Below are 20095 nucleotides of genomic sequence, written 5' to 3'. Positions count from 1 at the left end.
GGTGCCGGTAGGCGTGGAGGCCTCGCTAGCGGGGAGCGGGTCCGGTCGACTCACGGACCAGGAGGGTGCCGACCGGCGACCACCGGTGCGGCTGGGTGCTGCCGTCGATGAGCTGGAACAGCAGGTCGGTCGCGAGCCGGGCCTTCTCCATGAGGCCGTGGTCCATCGCCGTCAGCCGGGGGCGCGAGACGACGCAGAGCACCGAGTCGTCCCACGCGATGATCGACAGGTCGTCCGGGACCCGCAGCCCCATCTCGCCGGCCACCCGCAGCGCCGCCGTCGCCATGATGTCGTTGCCGGCCAGGACGGCGGTGGGCCGGCGGGGCGCGGACAACAGCTCGCGGGTACGCGCGGCTCCGGACTCGTAGGCATACGTGCCCTCGAGGTGGGTGACCTCCATGCCCCGTCGCTCGCCCTCGGCCGTGAGCATGTCGGCTCGGACCCGCTCGTGGACGTAGACCATCGGACCGCTGATGTGGGCGATGCGTTCGTGACCGAGGGCGCGCAGGTGGTCCAGGAAGACGGTGACGGTCTCGATCTCCGGCGTGATCAGCCGGCCGAACTCGTCGTCGGTCTGCCGTGACGTGACGAGGACGCCCGGCATGCCGAGCGAGGTCAGCAGCGGCAACCGCGGGTCGTCGTCGAACTCGTCGAACAGGAGGAACCCGTCGACCCGCCGCTGCCGGGCCCACCGCCGGTAGACATCGAGGTCTTCGCCCCCCTCGCCGGTGAGGCGCAGCAGCAGGGAGCTGTCGGCGTCGTTGAGGTACTGCTCGACGCCGAAGAGGGTCCGCATGTAGTAGCCCTCGGCGGTGATGACCGAGGGGTCACGGGCGATGACCAGCCCGATGGTTCCCGACCGGCTGGCCGACAGGGCCACCGCCGCCGAGCTCGCCTGGAACCCGAGCTCGTCAGCGAGCTCGAGGACCTTCCGACGAGTCTCGGAGCTGACCCCGGGGCGCCCGTTGAGCGCATACGAGACCGACGCCTTGGAGATCGCGAGCCGGCGCGCGATGTCACTGATGGTGACGCGCTCGGCGCGGTTCGTGGTCACAGGGTGGCGCGGGTCAGCGCCGCGAGCGGTCCGGGTCCGGGACGATCGCGTTGAGGATCGAGGCGACGACGGTGATGATCAGGGCGCCGAGGATGGCGTCCCAGAAGAAGTTGTCGACGTGGAAGGACAGGTCCAGGAGGCCGGCCAGCCAGGACGTCAGCTCGAGCATCAGGGCGTTGACGATCAAGAGGAACAGGCCGAGCGTCAGCACGATGAACGGCAGGGAGAGCAGCTTGACCAACGGCTTGAGGAACGTGTTGATGATCCCGAAGATCAGCGCGACGAGGAGAATGGTCACGATGGTCTTGCCCGCGCTGCCCTCCTCCCCAAGATGGATCCCGGGGACGATGGCGGCTGCGAGATAGAGCGCCGCGCCATTGATGATCGTCTTGACGACGACGTTGCCGAGCCAACCCATGGCGGTCATCCTTCCAGAACGTCCGGCCTAGAGTTGTCCACATGACGACGCCGCGCTCCTCGCCGGGGTCCTCGCGGCCCGGGTCCGCGGACGACGTACGGCTCCGTGAGGCACTCGGTGGGCTACCCGCCTACATCCCGGGCAAGCCGGCACCGATGCGCGAGGGGCTGACCGCCTACAAGGTCTCCAGCAACGAGAACCCGTACCCGCCGCTGAAGAGCGTCCGCAAGGTCATCGAGCGGGCGGCGCGCGAGGTCAACCGGTACCCCGACATGGCGGTCACCGAGCTGACCGCGGCGATCGCCGAGGCCGTGGGCGTCGAGACGTCGAACGTCGCGACAGGGACCGGCAGCGTCGGCGTGCTGGGGCAGATCATCCAGGCGACCTGCGACGCGGGCGACGAGGTCGTCTACGCGTGGCGGTCGTTCGAGGCGTACCCGATCGTCACGGCGCTCGCGGGGGCGACGTCGGTGAGGGTCGGGCTCGACGCCGAGGCGCGGCACCGGCTGGACGCGATGCTGGCGGCGGTGACGGAGCGCACCAAGGTCGTCATCGTGTGCTCGCCCAACAACCCCACGGGGCCGGCGGTGCGTGAGCGCGAGCTGCGGCTCTTCCTCGACCGGGTCCCGTCGAGCGTCCTGGTCGTGTTCGACGAGGCCTACCTCGAGTTCGTCACCGACCCAGACGCGCCGGACGCGATCCAGCTGTGGCGCGAGTACCCGAACCTCGTGGTGCTGCGGACCTTCTCGAAGGCGTACGGGCTCGCGGGACTGCGGGTCGGGTATGCGGTAGCGCACGACCGGATCGCCGCGGCGCTGCGCCAGACGGCGGTCCCGTTCGGGGTCAACTCGATCGCCCAGGCGGCCGCGGTGGCGTCACTGCGGGACGTGGCGGAGCTCAAGCAGCGCGTCGATGCCTTGGTCGTGGAGCGCGCCCGGGTGGCGGCCGCGCTGGAGGGCCAGGGGTGGAAGCTGCCGGCGAGCGAGGCCAACTTCCTCTGGTTCCCGCTCGGGCCGGACTCGACCGACTTCTCGGCGGCGTGCCACGAGGCGGGGCTGATGGTCCGTCAGTACGGCGACGACGGCGTCCGGGTCACCATCGGCGAGACCGAGGCCAACGACCGCCTCCTGGAGGTCGCCCAGCAGTTCGGCCCCCGCTGACGCCGTCCTACGCGCGCAGGTTCCTCACCGTGCGCGCAGGTTGCCGCCTGCGCGCGACGTCACGAACCTGCGCGCGAGGTCAAGCTTCGGTTGGCGGCCAGCATGAGAGCGCGCTCCACACGGCGACACAGCAGCGGCAGGGCCGGCGTGACCTCAGTCGCAAAGGCCCGTGGTCGGCCGTACGGGACGAAGCCGTCGAACTCGACCGCAAGGCAGTCCTCGACCAGGAAGTCGACAACGGCCACGAACGAACCGTCGACGATCCGCACCTGTGGCCTGACGGAGAAGCCCATCATCTGGAGGGCGTGACGCAGCCGCGTCTCGCCCGGTGACTCGGCGGAGCCGTCGGCGTGCCGGAGCAACGCGCGGATGACCGCGGAGCGAGGTCCCATCACCAGATCGCCGGCACGTTGCAGGTCGTCGTGGCCCAGCCGGCCATGGTGGAGCGCGGCATCCGCGGCGACCAGAGCGGCCATCGAACCGTTGACGCAGCCCGCTTGCACCACCGCCACGCCAAGGTCGATCACCCCGTCCGTCGTGGCAGCGTCCGGAACCATCTGATGCAGGGTCAGGCCTGGCCGTCGCCGCGACCACGTGTCCGCGGTACGCGTGAGGTGGACCTGACGCAGGTCGGCGGTGTAGGCGGGAAGGCCGTGGAGCACGAGCGCGCTGTGGTGACTCGCCGCGGCACGACCCTCGTAGGCGACCACCGCCGCCCTCGCCTGGGCCGCGTGCAGGGTCCGCCGCCTGGCCCACGCCGAGTTGTCCTCCGCAGCGGCAGAGACCAGCGGGAGGGAGTACCACCCGCGCCCGAGGCGGACGAGTTCACCGTCCTTGACCAGGCGAGCCAGCCTGGCGCCCGGTCAGACCGGCTTCGGGTGCCTCTGCAGTGCGGATCAGTCCATGCCTGTCGGCCACTCCTGTCCAGTCCTCCATGGGCCGAGCGTGGACCGATCTATGCTGTCCGACCACCCCGGTGGGCCACGCCTGTGGACGATGGGTCGCCGCGAGCAGCCGATGTGGACAACCCCGCGCAGGTTCGACACGTCACGCGCAGGTTGCACCCTGCGCGCACGGTTCCGAACCTGCGCGCGGCCCCTCGCCGTGGCACGCAGCGTCCGCATTGTGAGATTTCCAGGGTGCCCGGATAGATTTGGCTCGAACGGCTCATCGGCGAGCGCGGGCATACCCAGGCCGCTCTCGCATCGAGTTGCCGTAGCCCACTCCGGTGACCCCGGGTGGAGCCGCGGCCTGGAACGCGGGCGCCGGTCGACGACACGGCCGGCCACCCACAGAAGGAGCACCAGTGAGCGAGATGACGCACATCACCGCCCCGACGCCGGCGGTCGGCGACGGCGGCCCCGACATGGTTCAGCTGCTCACCCCCGAGGGCCAGCGGGTCGCCAACGCGGCCGCCGCCGACTACGCCCACTACGTCGAGGACCTCACCGACGAGGACCTGCGCGGGCTCTACCGCGACCTCGTCCTCATCCGCCGCGTCGACACCGAGGCCACCGCGTTGCAGCGCCAGGGCGAGCTCGGCATCTGGGCGTCGCTGCTCGGCCAGGAGGCCGCCCAGGTCGGCTCCGGCCGCGCGATGAAGAAGCAGGACTACGCCTTCCCGACCTACCGCGAGCACGGCGTCGCCTGGTGCCGCGGCGTCGACCCGCTCAACCTGCTCGGACTCTTCCGCGGCGTCAACCACGGCGGCTGGGACCCCAACGAGAAGAACTTCCACCTCTACACGATCGTCATCGGCGCGCAGACGCTCCACGCGACCGGGTACGCCATGGGCATCCAGCGCGACGGGGCCGTCGGCACCGGCGACCCGGACCGCGACGCCGCCGTCATCGCCTACTTCGGCGACGGCGCCACCGCGCAGGGCGACGTCAGCGAGTCGTTCGTCTTCGCTGCCGTCAACAACGCGCCGATCGTCTTCTTCTGCCAGAACAACCAGTGGGCCATCTCCGAGCCGAACGACCGGCAGACCCGCATCCCGCTCTACCAGCGCGCTCGCGGGTTCGGCTTCCCCGGCGTTCGCGTCGACGGCAACGACGTCCTCGCGGTGTATGCGGTGACGAAGCACGCGCTCGAGGAGGCCCGCTCCGGTCAGGGCCCGTTCCTCGTCGAGGCGTGGACCTACCGGATGGGCGCCCACACGACGTCGGACGACCCGACCAAGTACCGCGTCTCCGCGGAGGTCGAGGTCTGGAAGCTGCGCGACCCGATCGAGCGGCTCAAGGCCTACCTCGCCCACGAGGGCAAGGGCGACCACGACTTCTTCGACGAGGTCGACCGCGAGGCCGACGAGCTGGCCGCCCGCGTCCGGGAGGGCTGCCTGACGATGCCCGATCCCATGCCGGAGTCGATGTTCGAGAACGTCTACGTCGAGCCGCATCCGCGCATCGAGGAGGAGCGGCGCGAGTTCGCCGCCTACCGGAGCAGCTTCGAGGGCGAGGAGGTGCCGGCATGAGCTCGTTGACGATCGCCAGGGCGCTCACGGCCGGGCTGCGCCGAGCCATGGAGGACGACCCGAAGGTCATCCTCATGGGCGAGGACATCGGCAAGCTCGGCGGCGTCTTCCGCGTCACGGAGGGGCTCCAGAAGGACTTCGGTGAGGAACGCGTCATGGACACCCCGCTGGCCGAGGCCGGCATCGTCGGCACCGCCATCGGGCTCGCCCTGCGCGGCTACCGACCGGTCGTCGAGATCCAGTTCGACGGGTTCGTCTACCCCGCGTTCGACCACATCGTCAGCCAGGTCGCCAAGATGCGCGCCCGCTCCTTGGGCTTCGTGAAGCTCCCGATGGTCATCCGCATCCCTGTCGGCGGCGGCATCGGCGCGGTGGAGCACCACAGCGAGTCCAACGAGGCCTACTTCGCGCATACCGCCGGCCTGCGCGTCGTCACCGTGAGCAACCCGCAGGACGCCTACTGGGGCATCCAGCAAGCCATCGCGACCGACGACCCGGTGATCTTCTACGAGCCCAAGCGGCGCTACTGGGACAAGGGCGAGGTCGACGAGTCCGCTTCGACGCGAGGGCTGTTCGAGGCCGCTGTCATCAAGGAGGGCACCGACTGCACCGTTGTGGCCTACGGCCCGATGGTCAAGACCTGCCTCCAGGCGGCGCAGGCCGCCGAGGACGAGGGCAAGAGCATCGAGGTCGTCGACCTGCGGTCGCTGAGCCCGCTCGACCTCGACACTGTCGTCGCCTCGGTCGAGAAGACCGGCCGGCTGGTCGTCGTCCACGAGGCATCCACCAACCTCGGGCTCGGCGCCGAGGTGGCCGCGGCGGTCACGCAGCGGGCGTTCTACTCGCTCGAGGCGCCGGTCCTGCGCGTGGGCGGCTACAACCTGCCCTACCCCCCCAGCCGGCTCGAGGAGGAGTTCCTCCCCGATCTCGACCGGGTCCTCGACACCGTCGACCGCGCCCTCGCCTTCTAGAACAAGGGAACTCGTTTCGTATGCCCGTGCAACAGTTCCGCCTCCCCGATCCCGGCGAGGGCCTTACCGAGGCCGAGATCGTCACCTGGCGGGTCGCCAAGGGCGACACCGTGAAGGTCAACGACATCGTCGTCGAGGTCGAGACCGCGAAGTCCCTCGTCGAGCTGCCGGTCCCGTTCGCGGGTCTGGTGACCGAGCTGCACGTCAACGAAGGGGACACGGTCGAGGTCGGCACCCCGATCATCTCGGTGGAGACGGCGCCGGGCGCACCGACGACGGTCAAGGACGCACCGGCTCAAGGGGCGGTGGAGCCCGGGATCGAGGGGTCGCCGGCGCCCAAGGTCGACCCGAGCGTCACTGGTGTGGCTGAGGAGGAGATCGAGGAGGGCAAGATCGGCGGCACGACGTCGACCGGTCGCACCGCGGTCCTCGTCGGCTACGGCGTCAAGCAGACCGAGGCCAAGCGCCGCCCACGCAAGGCCGACGCGGCACCCGCCGAGCGGTTCCCGCTGCACAACCCCGACGAGTTCGTCCCCTCCACCGAGGTGGCCCTCGGCGACCGGACCGCGCGTGCTCCCCGAGCCGCCCAGCCGGTCGTCAGTCGCGACCCGGGCGCCGGCCGCGTCCTGGCCAAGCCGCCGGTCCGCAAGCTGGCCAAGGACCTCGGCGTCAACCTCGACGAGGTGACCGCCTCCGGCGACGGCGGCATCATCACCCGCTCCGACGTCGAGGCCCACGTCTCCGGCGCGCCCACCGACGGCGTCGCCGCCCCGGTGGCCCGCCCGTCCGACGGCGCACTGGAGGAGCGGATCCCGGTCAAGGGCGTCCGCAAGATGACCGCCCAGGCCATGGTGCAGTCGGCGTTCACGGCGCCGCACGTCACCGAGTGGATCACCGTCGACGTCACCAAGACCATGGAGCTGGTCGAGAACCTCAAGCGGGACAAGGAGTTCCGTGAGGTCAAGGTGACCCCACTGCTCGTCCTGGCCAAGGCGCTGTGCGTCGCCATCGCGCGGAACCCAGGCATGAACGCGGTCTGGGACGAGGCCGCCCAGGAGATCGTCGTCAAGCGCTACGTCAACCTCGGCATCGCCGCTGCCACTCCGCGCGGGCTGCTCGTCCCGAACATCAGGGACGCGCACACCATGACCATGCGCCAGCTCGCGGAGGCCATCGGGACGCTCACCGCGACCGCGCGCGAGGGCCGGACCCAGCCGGCCGAGATGAGCGGCGGCACCATCACCATCACCAACGTCGGCGTCTTCGGGGTCGACAGCGGAACGCCGATCATCAACCCGGGCGAGAGCGCGATCGTCTGCTTCGGCGCGATCCGCAAGCAGCCGTGGGTCGTGACCAACGCCGCCGGCGACGACGAGCTGGCCATCCGGCACGTCACCCAGATCGCAGTCTCGTTCGACCACCGGCTCATCGACGGAGAGCTGGGCAGCCGCTTCCTCGCCGACCTGGCAGCCCTGCTCGAGGACCCCGCGCGCGGGCTCGTCTGGGGGTAGGGCGACGGCTCAGGCGGGGTGACCTACGGCCGGACCAGGCGGCGGAGCGCGACCTGCGCGACCGGCGCGTACGGGAGCACGACGAGGGCCGGACCCTCGATCTCGATCGTCGTCTGGGTGCCCTCCGCGACCTCGAGGACGGCGTGGTGCAGCGTGAGTCTCGCCGGACCCGACCGCACCCGCCACGACCAGGTCCGTAGCGCGTCGTCGACGGCGAGCACCTCGAAGTCCGTGGTCACCCCGAACAGCCCGTGCACCCGGCCGGTGAGGCCGGGCGCGAGTCGGTCCTGGGCACTGTCGACCCGGCGGATCTGAGGTGCCCAGGACGGCCACTCGGACGGCGTTGCATACCGCTCCCAGACCGCGCGCGGGTGCAGCGCACCGGTCGCGGACACCCCGCGTCTCATGCGCTCGACCGCGAACCGGTATGCGTCAGTGCAGCTTCTCGCCCGGCTGGGCCCGGTGTCGCCCGGGCTTGCGGTCGGCGTTCGACTCCGAGCCGTTGACGGACGCGCCGACGAGCGCGGCGTCGGCCGGAGCAACCGGAGCGTCAGCCGGAGCATCAGCCGGAGCATCGCCCCGGGCCGCTGCGGCGGCTTCGTCGCCTCGTTGGTTGTAGGCCGAGCTCGCCCGCAGCTCCACGTGCGGCAGGAAGAACGAGACGACGAACGCGATGAGCAGGATGAACGTGGCGACGAGGAACACCGTCGACATGGCCTGGGAGAACCCGTCGAGGTACGGCTGGGCCAGGCGCGGGTCGATGCGCTGGACGAACGACGAGTCCTGGAGGGCGTTGTTGAACGCGGCCCCGTTGCCGGCCGCCGCCTGCTTCATCCCCTCGATGAACGAGGCGTTGGCCGCCGCGTCGCCCTGAGGGTTCTGTAGCGCGGCGAGGAAGTTCGGGTCCTGGCGGGCGGCGGAGTACGCCGCGGGGATGTTCTCCGCCGCCTTGGAGAAGAGGATCGAGAGGAACACGGCCGTGCCCAGGGTTCCGCCGATCTGACGGGTGAACGTCGCCGAGGAGGTGGCCACGCCGATGTCGCGCGGGCTCACCGCGTTCTGCACGGCGAGGGTCAACGGCTGGAAGTTGAAGCCGAGCCCGACCCCGAAGAAGACCACGGCGATCAGCGTCTTCCAGAGCGGGGTGTCCGCCTGCGTGTAGTGCAGTGCGAAGCACGATGCGGCGAGGAGGAAGGCCCCCATGATGGGGTACTGCCGGTAGCGCCCGGTCCGGGAGATCAGCTGGCCGGAGAGGATCGAGCCGAACATGATCCCGAGGGTCAGCGGCAGGAGCTGGAGACCGGCCTGTGTCGGCGTGGCGCCCTTGACGATCTGGAGGTACAGGGGCAGCGCGGCGATGCCGCCGAACATGCCCATACCGATGAACACCGAGACGATCGACGACACGCCGACGGTGCGGATCTGGAACAGCCGCAACGGAACCAGGGCCTCTTCGCCCATCGCCCGTTCGATGACGAAGAACGCCACGAGCCCGAGGACGCCGATCCCGTAGCAGATCAGCGCGTTGGACGAACCCCATCCCCACTCGCGACCCTGCTCCGCGATGATGAGCAACGGGACCAGGCCGACGGTGAGGGTCACCGCGCCCCAGTAGTCGATGCGGTGGTCGCGGCGCTCGTGGTGCAGGTGCAGCGTTCGCGTGACGACGATGAGGGCCGCGATGGCGATCGGCACGTTCACGAGGAAGACCCAGCGCCAGCCGGTGATGCCGAAGATGTTCTCCTGACCCGCGAAGAACCCGCCGATGACCGGGCCGAGGACGCTGGAGGTGCCGAACACGGCCAGGAAGTAGCCCTGGTACTTGGCTCGCTCACGCGGCGGCACGATGTCGCCGATGATCGCCAGCGCGAGGGCCATGAGACCACCGGCACCGAGCCCCTGCACGGCGCGGTACATCGCCAGGGTGCCGATCGAGGTCGCCAGCGTGCAGAGCACCGAGCCGACGGTGAAGATCGAGATGGCGAAGATGAAGAACGGCTTGCGGCCGTAGATGTCGGACAGCTTGCCGTAGAGCGGCGTGACGATCGTTGAGGTGATGAGGTAGGCGGTCGTCACCCAGGCCTGGGCGGACAGGCCTTGCAGGTCGTCGGCGATCGTCCGCATGGCCGACGCGACGATGGTCTGGTCGAGGGCGGCCAGGAACATCCCCATCATCAGACCGATGAGGATCGTCACGATCTGTCGGTGGGTGAGCGGGCCGGAGGGGAGGTCGGGGTTGGTGGTCGAGAGCGACGACCGTCCGGCACGGGTGTCGGCGGTGGTCTCGGCGGCTATGTCAGCGCTCATGCGCGAGCTCCTGGGTGGTGGTCTCGGAGGTCGAGGAGGGAAGGGTCACGGTGGGGTTCGGTGCGTCGACGCGGGCCTTGAAGGCCTCGAGGTCGTCGCCGAACCGGGTGAGGTAGGCGTCGAAGGTGCGGACGTCCTCGTCCGACCACGACGCGAGCAGCTGTCCGAACCACTGGCCGCGGCCACGGACGAGCTTGTCGATCACCTCACGGCCGGTCGGGCTGAGCGAGAGCAGCTGGGCCCGGCCGTCGTCCGGGTCGCCGATCTTCTCGAGCAGCCCGTGCTGGACGAGGTGACTCACCTGGCGGCTCACCGTTGAGACGTCGGAGTGGATGCTGTCCGCCACCGCGGACACCCGGAGGGGAGTGCCGGAGAGGCAGAACAGCACCGGGTAGTGCGAGGGGTCGACCGCGGGGTGCTGCCGCGGCGCCTGGTGCTTCATCGCGCTCATGATCTTCATGACCCGCACGAGGGTGTGGGACAGGGTCTGGGCCGTCTCCGGCTGGACCGTCTCCGTTGGCTGGACGACGTTCGTGGTCTCGGTCGTCATGGATGGCCCACCTCCCTCAGGGTTAGTTGTATGAGCCACGCAACTATGCCACGAGACGTTTGCATGTCGCAAGCAACTGACCGGGGCCGAGTCCGACCGAGAGGTCAGTGCGTGACGACGAGGTTCTCGAGCACGTCGTGGGCCACGTCCGCGTCACCGGCGACGGAGAAGACGAGGTCCGCCACCGACCGCCGCCCGGCGGCCCGTCGGGTCATCGCGTCGGTGGACATGACGATCGACGTCGTCTCGGTGGGCGCGCTGGCGGTGTCCTCGTCGTGGGACTCGCCGGTAAACAGCTCCTCGCCGAACGGGCGTCGGCGTTCGTCGAGGACGACGCGCGCACCGGCACGGGCGACGACGGGTCCGGTGACGTCGATGATGACGGCGTGCCCCACGGGGACCTTGGCGTCGCGCGCGACGACGCGGGGAAAGGCCCGGATCACCGCTGCCACGAACACCGCGGCGGCGGGTGAGTCGAGGTCACCGGGCCGCCCGACCGCGGTCCGGATGTCCTGCTCGTGGACCCAGATGTCGCTGGCCCGCAACGTCATCGCCCTCGCGGCGGTCGTCCGGCCGAACGGGCCGCGGACCACCGTCTGCTCCGTCATCGACGCGTCACGCATCTGGGCGAGCCGGCTCTCGAGGATGTCCTCGAGCTCCCCGACGATGTCGGCGCCCTCGCGGGACCGGCGCTCCTGCACGAACAGCTCGATGAACTCGCCCTGCTCGTTCTTGACGTAGGTCAGCTCGGGTAGGTCGAGCCGGGGCGGGGTCGCACCGTCCAACCAGCCCTCGATCCCGGCGATGTGGCTGAACTGGTCCTTCACCGTCCACCCCGGACACTCGGTGTCCTTGGCGAAGTCGCGGGCCGACATCGTCTGGCCCAGGTCGACGACCGCCCGCGTCGTCTGCTCGTACGCGCCGACGAGGCCGTCGAGGTCCGTCGGTGGAGCAGGGTGCTGAGGCACGTGGTCACCTTATCCAGGGAGGCTCTCTACGCTGATCCGGTGACCACGTCGCGCGCTCCGGAGGCGGGCCGGGCTCCCGCCCCAGCGGCGCCGGCCGACCGCGGGCCCGCGCTCGCCGCCCTCGGGGTCAGCCTGCTGGCCTGCGTCGTCGCGGTCGCGATCGGGGGCGCTGCGATACCGGTCGTCCTCGGGCTCGAGGACGTCGGTCCCGTCGTGCGGTGGGGCCTTCCGCTGATCCGCGTCGTCCAGGACGGCGCCGGCGCCATGACGGTCGGCCTGCTCGTCGTCGGGGCCTTCCTCGTGCCCGGCCGCAAGAACCTGACCCTGAGCCTTCAGGCGAGCCGGTATGCGGTCTCCTCCGGTGTCGTGTGGGTGGTCGCCACCCTGGTGGGCGTCGTCCTCGGGTTCGCGGACGCCGCAAGCCTGCCGCTCGACGACCCCTCGCTCTGGAGCCAGTTCACCGCCTACGTCTGGACGCTCGAGACCCTGCGCGTGGCGATCATCAGCGCGCTCGTCGCTGCGGCGGCCACCATGGTGGCGGCGATGTCCTTGCGGCGCAAGGGAATCGCCACTGCGGCCTTTCTGGCTGTCGGCGCTCTGCTCCCGCTCGCCCTGGCCGGGCACGCGGCCGGCACCACCGACCACGAGACTGCGGTCAACACCATCGCCGCCCACCTCGTGGGGGCGTCGCTGTGGGTGGGGGGTCTGCTGGCCGTCGTCCTGCTCCGGCCGGCTCTGGGTCGACACCTGCCGGTCGTCGTCGGGCGGTACTCGACGATGGCGCTGTGGTGCTTCGTCGCCGTCGCGGTCTCGGGCGTCGTCAGCGCGGTGATCCGGCTGGGCGGGATCGGCGACCTCGGGAACCTGGCCACCGCATACGGAGTCCTCGTCCTCGTCAAGACCACCTGCCTGGTGGTGCTCGGGCTGCTCGGCTGGCAGCAGCGCCGCCGGGTCGTGGGACGGATGAACGACGGCAGCCCCGGGCGGGGCCTGTTCCTGCGCTTCGCGGTGACCGAGCTCCTCGTCATGGGGGTGGCGGTGGGGTTCGCGACGGCCCTCGCCCGCACGCCGACGCCCGCCTCACCCGGGCGGCTGGACACGTCCGCGTCGGCGCAGCTGACCGGGTACCCGCCACCCTCGGCGCCGACCGGGACGACCTGGCTGACCCTGTGGCGGTTCGACTGGCTCTGGGGCGTCCTCGCCGTCATCGCCGTCGGCGTCTACGCCATGTGGGTGATCCGGCTGCACCGCCGGGGCGACCGCTGGAGCCCGCTGCGGCTGGTCTGGTGGGTGGTCGGCTGGCTGGTCCTCGTCTGGGCGACGTGTGGCGCCCCGGGCGTACTCGGCCGGGTGTCGTTCTCCTGGCACATGGTCGAGCACATGACCATCGCGATGTATGCGCCGATGTTCCTCGTCCTCGCGGCGCCGATCAGCCTCGCCCTTCGGGCGCTGCCCGCCCGCGGCGACGGCAGCCTGGGTCCCCGGGAGCTGGTGCTCGGGCTCGTGCACTCGCGGCTGTTGCGCGTGGTCGGCAACCCGGTCGTGGCGTCCGCGCTGTTCTTCGTCAGTCTCGTCGTCTTCTACTACTCGCCGATGTTCGGCCTCGCCCTCACGACGCATACCGGACACGTCCTGATGACCACGCACTTCCTGGTCACGGGCTACCTGTTCGCCTGGGTCATGGTCGGGCGCGACCCGGGGCCGCCGAAGTGGGCACCGTCGCTGCGGCTGCTCATCCTCCTCATCACCGTGTCGTTCCACGCCTTCTTCGGGGTCGCCCTGATGAGCGGGACGAGCCTGCTGGTGCCGGACTTCTTCGGGTCAATCGGCATCCCGTGGATCCCCGACCCGGTGGCCGACCAACAGGCCGCCGGCAGCATCGCGTGGGCGGTGGGCGAGATCCCGGTCCTCGTGCTCAGCCTCATCGTGGTCCGCGACTGGATCCGGTCGGACGCGCGCGAGAACCGACGCCACGACCGCCAGGCCGAACGGGACGGAGGGGCCGAGCTCGCGGCATACAACCAGCGCCTCCAGGAGCTGGCCCGCCGCCAGGAGCGGGCGGGTTCGCCGGATGTCCGCGACTAGGCTTCACGCGTGAAGGTCGCGGTGCTCCAGATCGGCTACGGCGACGACGAGAGCGTCGCCGACCGGGTCGACCGCGTCGCCGCCCTGGTGCGGGAGCAGCGCGGCCACGACCTGGTGGTCCTGCCCGAGCTGTGGGCCCCCGGCGGCTTCGCCTACGAGACCTGGGAGTCCCGCGCGGACACCCCTCACGGCGCCGTCGCCACGGCCATGAGCTCGGCCGCGCGCGAGGCCGGCGTCACCCTGCATGCCGGCTCGATCGTCGAGACCTCGTCGGACGGGAGCACGGGCCCGGAGGGCAAGGACCTCTGGAACACGTCCTTGGTCTTCGCCCAGGACGGCACCCTCCAGGCGACCTACCGGAAGATCCACCGGTTCGGGTTCGGCGCGGGCGAGCCGAAGCTCATGGAGGCCGGCGAGCAGATCGTGACGACCGAGCTGCCGGACGGGTCCGGCGGCACTGTGACCGCTGGCCTGTCCACCTGTTACGACCTGCGATTCCCCGAGCTCTACCGCGCCCAGCTCGATGCGGGGGCCAAGGTGTTCGTCATCCCGGCCGCCTGGCCGCGGCGGCGGGTCACGCACTGGACGCTGCTCGCCCACGCGCGGGCCATCGAGAACCAGTGCGTCGTCATCGCCTGCAACACGGCAGGGACGCACTCCCGCACCGAGATGGGCGGCCACTCGCAGGTCGTCCTGCCGACCGGCGAGGCCGTGGCCGTCGCCGGTCTCGACGAGCAGGTGCTCAGCGTGGACGTCGACCTCTCGGTCGTGGACTCATGGCGGGCCGACTTCCCGGTCCTGGCCGACCGGCGCCTGCCCGACCGTGCGCACTGACGTCCGGGCGGTGCGGGTCAGGGCCCCTGAGCTCCGCGGCCGCCGCTGGCTCAACACCGGCGGTCACGACCTGACCCTGGCCGAGCTGCGCGGACGCGTGGTGCTGATCGACTTCTGGACCTTCTGCTGCGTCAACTGCCTCCACGTGCTCGACGAGCTCCGGCCGGTCGAGGAGCGGTTCCCGGAGGAGCTCGTCGTCATCGGCGTCCACTCGCCGAAGTTCGAGCACGAGGGTGACCCGGCCGCTGTCGAGGCGGCGGTCGAACGGTATGCGGTCGGCCACGCCGTCCTCGACGACCCGGATCTGGTGACGTGGCAGGCGTACACCGCTCGCGCCTGGCCGACCCTCGTCGTGGTCGACCCCGAGGGCTACATCGTCGCGTCGATGTCCGGCGAGGGGCACGGACCCGGGATCGCCGGCCTGGTCGAGGAGCTCGTCACCGTGCACGCGGCCAAGGGCACCCTGCGGCGCGGGAACGCCCCGTATGCCCCGCCGCCGCCGCCCGCCTCGGCCCTCCGCTTCCCGGGGAAGGTCGCGATCCTGCCGGACGGGTCGTTCGTGGTCTCCGACACCGCACACCACCAGGTCGTCCAGCTGGAGCCGGACCTCGCGACCGAGCGCCGGCGGTGGGGAGGCGCCGGCGAGTTCGACGAGCCACAGGGTGTGCTCCTGCTGCCGACCGACACCGCTGCGGAAGTGGGCTACGACCTGCTGGTGGCCGACTCGGTCAACCATCAGGTCAAGGGAATCTCGTTGTCGGACAACGATATCCGCCTCGTCGCCGGATCTGGAGCGCCGTTGCGTCGCCGGGAGGCCGGCGGGCCTGCGTTGGAGCAGGACCTGTCGACGCCGTGGGACCTGGCGTGGTGGGACGGCCGGGTTGTGGTGGCCATGGCCGGGATCCACCAGCTCTGGGGGCTGACGCTGGATCCCGACCCGGCGCGGGGCCGGCTCGAGGTGCTCGCCGGGACGACCCAGGAAGGGTTGCGGGACGGACCCGGCGAGAGCGCGTGGCTGGCCCAGCCCTCGGGGCTGGCGACGTCCGGCGACGGTCGTCGGGTGTGGGTCGCCGACTCCGAGACGTCCGCCCTACGGACCTGGTCGGCCGAGGGGCTGACGACGCAGGTGGGTACCGGACTCTTCGACTTCGGCCATCGCGACGGTCCGGCCGGTGAAGCCCTGTTGCAGCACCCGCTCGGCGTCGTCCCGCTGCCGGACGGCTCCGTGGCGGTCTGCGACACCTACAACGGGGCGATCCGTCGGTTCGACCCGGCCACCAACCGGGTGTCCACGCTGGCCGGCGGGCTCGCCGAACCCAGCGACGCGGTCGTCGAGTGGGCCGACGACGGGACGGCCCGACTCGTGGTCGTGGAGTCCGCGGCCCACCGACTGGTCCGCGTGGCCATGCCGGCCGACGCGCAAGAGGTCGTCGGGCGGGCCCGGCAGACCCAGCGGCCGCCCACGACGATCGCCTCGGGCCCGGTCGAGCTCGTGGTCGCCTTCGACCCACCGACGGGCCAGAAGCTGGACGACCGATGGGGCGACCCGACCCGGCTGGTCGTCTCGGCCAGTCCGCCCGAGCTCCTTCTCGCCGGCGCCGGGGACGGTGCGGGCCTGACCCGTCCCCTCACCCTGGCGACCGGCATACCCGCCGGCACCCTGCACGTCTCGGTGCAGGCCGCGGCCTGCGACATCGACGGCGAGAACCCGGCCTGCCACCTGTTCCAGCAGGACTGGGGCATCCCGGTGATCATCGACGCGGCAGCACCCGACCGGTTCGTGTTGGACCTGCGAGGTACCTGAACGCCGGGCTAGGGTGAGGCCGTCAGCGCACGCTCGGGGCGAAGACGGAGGCAGGCCAATGGGGATCGGGCTCGGAGTCTTTCTCATCATCATCGGGGCGATTCTCAGCTTCACGACGTTGGACGACACGTTGCTGAAGACCAACCTCGACGTCGTCGGCTACATCCTCATGGCCGGCGGGCTGCTGGCGCTCATCTTCGGCACCCTCCAGAACCGACAGCGGACCAACACCTCGCACACGTCGGTGGTCGAGCACCACACCATCGACGAGGGCAACGTCCAGCACGACGGGCATGAGGTCCGCGACGACCGTCGCGACGTCTGACTGCGCCCGCCGGGGTTGACTCGGCGCGGGTAACGGCGTAGGGATAGTTCTATAACTACTAGAACTATTGGATCGTGATCGGTATGCCCTCTCCGCGCCTCTCCTCCTCCGTCGCCGTCGTCGCCTCCTTGGGGGTGCTGCTGTTGACGGCCTGCAGCGCCGATGCAGGAGGGATTGGTGGTCCGACCACGTCGGCCCCGGCGACCCGGACCTCGGTCCCCGCGGGCTGGACGGAGGACGAGGTCACGTTCCCCAGCGCGAGCGGCACGATCCATGCCAGCTATCTGCACCCGTCGAGCGGCGGACCGCGCGGTCCGGCCGCGCTGCTCATCGCTGGTAGTGGTCAGACCGACCGGAACGGCGACAGTGCCACGACCGGCGGGACCTTCGGGACGCTGCGCGCACTCGCCGGCATGCTGGCCGCCGCCGGCGTGCCCAGCCTGCGGTACGACAAGCTCGGTACTGGCGCGACCGGACGCGGCTCGGTGACCGACCTGAGCACCGTGGGCGTCGGCACGTTCAGTGACGAGGCGGGCGCCGCTCTGGGCTACCTCGCCGGACGTCCGGATGCGGACCCTGCACGGCTGGTGGTCATCGGTCACAGCGAAGGGTCGCTGTTCGCGCAGCTGCTGGCAACGGGAGGTGTGCCCGGGGCGCCGACCGTGCACGCTGTAGCCCTCCTGGAGCCGCTCTCCCACCGGTTCCTCGACGTCGTCACCGCGCAGATCACCGGACAGGTCGCCACCGCCCGGTCGGCGGGGCAGATGACGGCGGAGCAGGGGGACCAGTTCCTCGGCTTGTTGGCCTCGGCCGTGCGTGCGGTTCGGGCCGGCCAGCCAGTGCCCTCGCTGCCGCCCGAGCTGGCGCCGCTGTTCCTCCCCCAGAACACCCGCTACCTGAGGGAGATCGATGCGACCGACCCGGTCGTACTGGGCGGACAGACTCCCGCGGGTATGCCGGTGCTCGTCACCGGGTCAGACGCGGACATCCAGGTTCCGATCGCCGACGCCCAGGCGCTGGCGGCGGCGATCCCCGGCAGCACATTCCTCGCCCAGCATGGGGTCAGCCACGTCCTCAAGGTGGACCCCTCCACGACGATCGCCCACTACGGCGACGACCTGCCCTACTCGCCGGAGCTGACCGCGGCGCTCGCCACGTTCGTCGGGCGGTGAGCCGTCGGCATACCGAAGCGGCCCGGTCCTCCTCGTTGAGGGCCGGGCCGCCGCTCTCGGTTGCGGTCAGACGACTGCGGTCAGAAGGCCGACTCGGGCAGGTCCATGATCGAGTCGTCGGTGCCCTCGGCGATGGCGCGCTCCGCGGCGAGCCGGGGAAGCACGTTGCGGGCGTAGAACCGCCCGGCCGCCACCTTGCCGGTGTAGAAGTCGCGGTCCCGCGCGGTCAGCGTGTCACCCCGCGACGTCAGCGCCTCCTGCGCGACCTCGGCCTCACGCAGCAGCAGCCAGCCGACCACGAGGTCGCCGGCCGCAAGCAGCAACCGGGAGGTGTTGAGCCCGACCTTGTAGACGTTGCGGACCTCGCCGCCCATCCGCGGATCCGACTTGAACGCCTCCGTGCCGACGTACTCGAGGATGCCCTGGACGTCAGCCTGGGCCTGCCCCAGCAGCTCGCGCTCCTTGTCGAACGCGCCGCCGGCCGCGCCCAGGTCCTTGGCGAACTCCTGGACCTGCATGGCCACGTGGGAGATGGCGACGCCCTGGTCCTTGACGATCTTGCGGAAGAAGAAGTCGAGCCCCTGGATCGCCGTGGTGCCCTCGTAGAGGGTGTCGATCTTGGCGTCCCGGACGTACTGCTCGATCGGGTAGTCCTGGAGGAACCCGGACCCGCCGAACGTCTGCAGCGACTCGGTTCCGAGAAGCACCCAGGCCCGCTCGGAACCCAGTGCCTTGACGACCGGGAGGAGGAGGTCGTTGACCCGGCGGGCCAGCTGGGCCGGCGAGTCCTCGGGCAGCTCCTCCGAGCCGGCGGCCAGCTGCGCCGCCTCGACGATGTCCTGCTGGGTCGCGGTGTAGAGCACCAGCGCCCGCAGCCCCTCTGCATACGACTTCTGGAGCATCAGCGAGCGGCGGACGTCGGGGTGGTGGGTGATGGTCACCCGCGGCGCGGTCTTGTCGGCCTGCTGGGTGAGGTCGGCGCCCTGGACCCGCTGCTTGGCGTAGTCCAGGGCGTTGAGGTACCCGGTCGAGAGCGTCGCGATCGACTTGGTGCCGACCATCATCCGGGCGTGCTCGATGACGCGGAACATCTGGGCGATGCCCTCGTGGACGTCACCGAGCAGGGTGCCGACCGCGGGGGTGCCGTCGCCGAAGGTCACCTCGCAGGTCGTCGAGACCTTGAGGCCCATCTTGTGCTCGACGTTGGTGATCACGGCGCCGTTGCGCTTGCCGAGCTCGCCGGTGTCGAGGTCGGCGATGTGGAACTTGGGGACGACGAAGAGCGACAGGCCCTTGGTGCCCGGCCCGGCGCCCTCGGGGCGAGCGAGGACGAAATGGACGATGTTGTCGGAGAGGTCCATCTCGGCCGAGGTGATGAACCGCTTGACGCCGGTGATGTTCCAGGTGCCGTCGGCGTTCTGGACCGCCTTGGTGCGTCCCGCGCCGACGTCGGAGCCGGCGTCCGGCTCGGTGAGGACCATGGTCGCGGTCCACTTCTGGTCGACCATGAGCTTGGCGAGCCTCTTCTGCTCGTCGGTGCCGAGGATGTGGAGCAGCTTGGCGAAGGAGAAGCTCGACGCGATCATGCCGACGGCGGGGTTGGACCCGAGGATCAGCTCGTTGACCGCCCAGCGCAGTGACGGCGGCACGACGGTCCCGCCCAGGTCCGCGGGGAGGTCAATGGCCCAGAAGCCCGACTCGAGGTAGGCCGCGTACGACCTCTTGAACGACTCGGGCAGCTGCACGGAGTGCGCTGCCGGGTCGTAGACCGGCGGGTTGCGGTCCGAGTCGAGCAGGCTCTCCGCGAGCTCGTGCTCGGCCAGCCGGGCGACCTCGCGCACCATCTCGCGGGCGGTGTCGCCGTCGATCTCGCTATAGGGGCCCTGGCCCAGCAGGTCGTCGCGGCCGAGCATCTCGAAGAGCGTGAACTCGATGTCACGGACGTTGGACTTGTAGTGGCCCATGGTCGCGGGTCCCTTCCAGCTAGCGTGCGGCGCTCTGCCGGCACGAGGTGCGCGGGCGCAGTTACCCGCCAGTAACCCCAATGATGCTACCGGTCGGTAACCAGCGCAACCCGTCTACGCAGAATCGACACGCCGTACCCGCTGCTGACTTTGACCTGCCGGTCCTGCCATGATTTGGCCCGCGACGATCTTCAGCCGCCTGGTCCAACCGAGGAGCGACCATGGACGCAATGCACACCAGCTTCGGAGAGGTTCTGCTCTGGAGCTTCTGGTTCTTCATCTGGATCTCCGCACTGATGATCTGGTTCCGGTGCCTGTGGGACCTCTTCGGTGACAGCACGGTCAGTGGCTGGGGCAAGGCCGGTTGGGCGATCCTGCTTGTCTTCGTCCCCTGGCTCGGCGCGCTGATCTACCTGATCGCCCGCGGTCGCAGCATGGGCGAGCGGCAGATGGCCGCGATGGCCGCGCAGCGGGCCGACCAGGAGAAGTACATCAAGCA

Annotated in this window: 18 protein-coding genes; 10 read left to right on the top strand and 8 right to left on the bottom strand. The window is 70.4% G+C overall.

The window, feature by feature from the left end; all coding sequences use genetic code 11:
- Positions 1 to 25: 25 nt before the first annotated feature.
- Both VIG79_RS14970 and VIG79_RS14965 read right to left on the bottom strand, forming a co-directional pair.
- The gene (locus VIG79_RS14970; RefSeq protein ID WP_331887071.1) at positions 26 to 1054 is read right to left on the bottom strand and encodes a LacI family DNA-binding transcriptional regulator; all 1029 of its coding nucleotides are present in this window, start codon (positions 1052 to 1054) and stop codon (positions 26 to 28) included.
- 13 nt (positions 1055 to 1067) lie between these two features.
- Complete coding sequence (locus VIG79_RS14965) at positions 1068 to 1481, bottom strand: phage holin family protein (protein ID WP_331887069.1); 414 nt, start codon at positions 1479 to 1481, stop codon at positions 1068 to 1070.
- 32 nt (positions 1482 to 1513) lie between these two features.
- On the opposite strand from VIG79_RS14965, the gene hisC reads away from it, so the two are divergent.
- The gene (gene hisC / locus VIG79_RS14960; RefSeq protein WP_331887067.1) at positions 1514 to 2632 is read left to right on the top strand and encodes a histidinol-phosphate transaminase; all 1119 of its coding nucleotides are present in this window, start codon (positions 1514 to 1516) and stop codon (positions 2630 to 2632) included.
- A gap of 59 nt (positions 2633 to 2691) precedes the next feature.
- On the opposite strand, the gene VIG79_RS14955 is transcribed toward hisC, so the two are convergent.
- Entirely contained in the window at positions 2692 to 3342 is a 651-nt protein-coding gene (locus VIG79_RS14955) for a hypothetical protein (protein ID WP_331887065.1), read from the bottom strand.
- A 605-nt stretch (positions 3343 to 3947) separates the two neighbouring features.
- On the opposite strand from VIG79_RS14955, the gene pdhA reads away from it, so the two are divergent.
- Genes pdhA through VIG79_RS14940 form a run of 3 tightly spaced genes read left to right on the top strand, consistent with a single transcriptional unit; the run spans position 3948 to position 7587 of the window.
- Positions 3948 to 5105 carry a pyruvate dehydrogenase (acetyl-transferring) E1 component subunit alpha gene (gene pdhA / locus VIG79_RS14950; RefSeq protein WP_331887081.1) on the top strand — a complete coding sequence of 386 codons (1158 nt, stop codon included), beginning with the start codon at positions 3948 to 3950 and terminating at the stop codon, positions 5103 to 5105.
- Positions 5102 to 6076: an alpha-ketoacid dehydrogenase subunit beta gene (locus tag VIG79_RS14945; RefSeq protein ID WP_331887063.1), complete on the top strand. Its 975-nt coding sequence runs from the start codon at positions 5102 to 5104 to the stop codon at positions 6074 to 6076. The genes pdhA and VIG79_RS14945 overlap by 4 nt, the downstream gene beginning before the upstream one ends.
- Positions 6077 to 6096: 20 nt before the next feature.
- Positions 6097 to 7587 (top strand): dihydrolipoamide acetyltransferase family protein, encoded by a 1491-nt coding sequence (locus VIG79_RS14940; protein ID WP_331887061.1) that lies wholly within the window; start codon positions 6097 to 6099, stop codon positions 7585 to 7587.
- Positions 7588 to 7610: 23 nt separating this feature from the next.
- Here the strand turns inward: VIG79_RS14940 and VIG79_RS14935 are convergent, their stop codons facing one another.
- The 4 genes from VIG79_RS14935 to VIG79_RS14920 all read right to left on the bottom strand — a co-directional run bounded on the left by VIG79_RS14935 (position 7611) and on the right by VIG79_RS14920 (position 11412).
- Entirely contained in the window at positions 7611 to 7982 is a 372-nt protein-coding gene (locus VIG79_RS14935) for an SRPBCC family protein (RefSeq protein ID WP_331887059.1), read from the bottom strand.
- Positions 7983 to 8019: 37 nt separating this feature from the next.
- On the bottom strand, positions 8020 to 9894 hold the full coding sequence (locus VIG79_RS14930; protein WP_331887057.1) for an MDR family MFS transporter: 1875 nt from the start codon (positions 9892 to 9894) through the stop codon (positions 8020 to 8022).
- Entirely contained in the window at positions 9884 to 10444 is a 561-nt protein-coding gene (locus VIG79_RS14925; RefSeq protein ID WP_331887055.1) for a MarR family winged helix-turn-helix transcriptional regulator, read from the bottom strand. The genes VIG79_RS14930 and VIG79_RS14925 overlap by 11 nt, the downstream gene beginning before the upstream one ends.
- 104 nt (positions 10445 to 10548) lie before the next feature.
- Entirely contained in the window at positions 10549 to 11412 is an 864-nt protein-coding gene (locus VIG79_RS14920) for a maleylpyruvate isomerase family mycothiol-dependent enzyme (RefSeq protein WP_331887053.1), read from the bottom strand.
- Between the two features lie 39 nt (positions 11413 to 11451).
- On the opposite strand from VIG79_RS14920, the gene VIG79_RS14915 reads away from it, so the two are divergent.
- The 5 genes from VIG79_RS14915 to VIG79_RS14895 all read left to right on the top strand — a co-directional run bounded on the left by VIG79_RS14915 (position 11452) and on the right by VIG79_RS14895 (position 17632).
- Positions 11452 to 13497: a cytochrome c oxidase assembly protein gene (locus tag VIG79_RS14915; RefSeq protein WP_331887051.1), complete on the top strand. Its 2046-nt coding sequence runs from the start codon at positions 11452 to 11454 to the stop codon at positions 13495 to 13497.
- A gap of 9 nt (positions 13498 to 13506) precedes the next feature.
- The gene (locus VIG79_RS14910; protein WP_331887049.1) at positions 13507 to 14331 is read left to right on the top strand and encodes a carbon-nitrogen family hydrolase; all 825 of its coding nucleotides are present in this window, start codon (positions 13507 to 13509) and stop codon (positions 14329 to 14331) included.
- On the top strand, positions 14321 to 16135 hold the full coding sequence (locus tag VIG79_RS14905; RefSeq protein WP_331887047.1) for an NHL domain-containing thioredoxin family protein: 1815 nt from the start codon (positions 14321 to 14323) through the stop codon (positions 16133 to 16135). The genes VIG79_RS14910 and VIG79_RS14905 overlap by 11 nt, the downstream gene beginning before the upstream one ends.
- A 58-nt stretch (positions 16136 to 16193) precedes the next feature.
- On the top strand, positions 16194 to 16460 hold the full coding sequence (locus VIG79_RS14900; protein ID WP_331887045.1) for a DUF6458 family protein: 267 nt from the start codon (positions 16194 to 16196) through the stop codon (positions 16458 to 16460).
- An 83-nt stretch (positions 16461 to 16543) separates the two neighbouring features.
- Positions 16544 to 17632: a hypothetical protein gene (locus VIG79_RS14895; RefSeq protein WP_331887043.1), complete on the top strand. Its 1089-nt coding sequence runs from the start codon at positions 16544 to 16546 to the stop codon at positions 17630 to 17632.
- An 80-nt stretch (positions 17633 to 17712) separates the two neighbouring features.
- Here VIG79_RS14895 and VIG79_RS14890 read toward each other — a convergent pair whose 3' ends face one another.
- On the bottom strand, positions 17713 to 19596 hold the full coding sequence (locus VIG79_RS14890; protein ID WP_331887041.1) for an acyl-CoA dehydrogenase: 1884 nt from the start codon (positions 19594 to 19596) through the stop codon (positions 17713 to 17715).
- A 221-nt stretch (positions 19597 to 19817) separates the two neighbouring features.
- Between VIG79_RS14890 and VIG79_RS14885 the strand changes: the two genes are divergently transcribed.
- A partial coding sequence (locus VIG79_RS14885) for a PLDc N-terminal domain-containing protein (RefSeq protein WP_331887039.1) occupies positions 19818 to 20095 on the top strand: 278 nt, incomplete at its 3' end.

Origin of the sequence: Lapillicoccus sp., assembly GCF_036559105.1 — a bacterium.
Classification (GTDB): domain Bacteria; phylum Actinomycetota; class Actinomycetes; order Actinomycetales; family Dermatophilaceae; genus Lapillicoccus.
The sequence above is the reverse complement of the archived record's forward strand: the minus strand, read 5'-3'. Positions and strand labels throughout refer to the sequence as shown.

Bases quoted from the DNA above. Each gene is read 5' to 3' on its own strand.
- VIG79_RS14965 (WP_331887069.1), bottom strand. From the start codon at position 1,481: ATGACCGCCATGGGTTGGCTCGGCAACGTCGTCGTCAAGACGATCATC.
- hisC (WP_331887067.1), top strand. From the start codon at position 1,514: ATGACGACGCCGCGCTCCTCGCCGGGGTCCTCGCGGCCCGGGTCCGCG.
- pdhA (WP_331887081.1), top strand. From the start codon at position 3,948: ATGACGCACATCACCGCCCCGACGCCGGCGGTCGGCGACGGCGGCCCC.
- VIG79_RS14945 (WP_331887063.1), top strand. From the start codon at position 5,102: ATGAGCTCGTTGACGATCGCCAGGGCGCTCACGGCCGGGCTGCGCCGA.
- VIG79_RS14940 (WP_331887061.1), top strand. From the start codon at position 6,097: ATGCCCGTGCAACAGTTCCGCCTCCCCGATCCCGGCGAGGGCCTTACC.
- VIG79_RS14930 (WP_331887057.1), bottom strand. From the start codon at position 9,894: ATGAGCGCTGACATAGCCGCCGAGACCACCGCCGACACCCGTGCCGGA.
- VIG79_RS14925 (WP_331887055.1), bottom strand. From the start codon at position 10,444: ATGACGACCGAGACCACGAACGTCGTCCAGCCAACGGAGACGGTCCAG.
- VIG79_RS14900 (WP_331887045.1), top strand. From the start codon at position 16,194: ATGGGGATCGGGCTCGGAGTCTTTCTCATCATCATCGGGGCGATTCTC.
- VIG79_RS14895 (WP_331887043.1), top strand. From the start codon at position 16,544: ATGCCCTCTCCGCGCCTCTCCTCCTCCGTCGCCGTCGTCGCCTCCTTG.
- VIG79_RS14890 (WP_331887041.1), bottom strand. From the start codon at position 19,596: ATGGGCCACTACAAGTCCAACGTCCGTGACATCGAGTTCACGCTCTTC.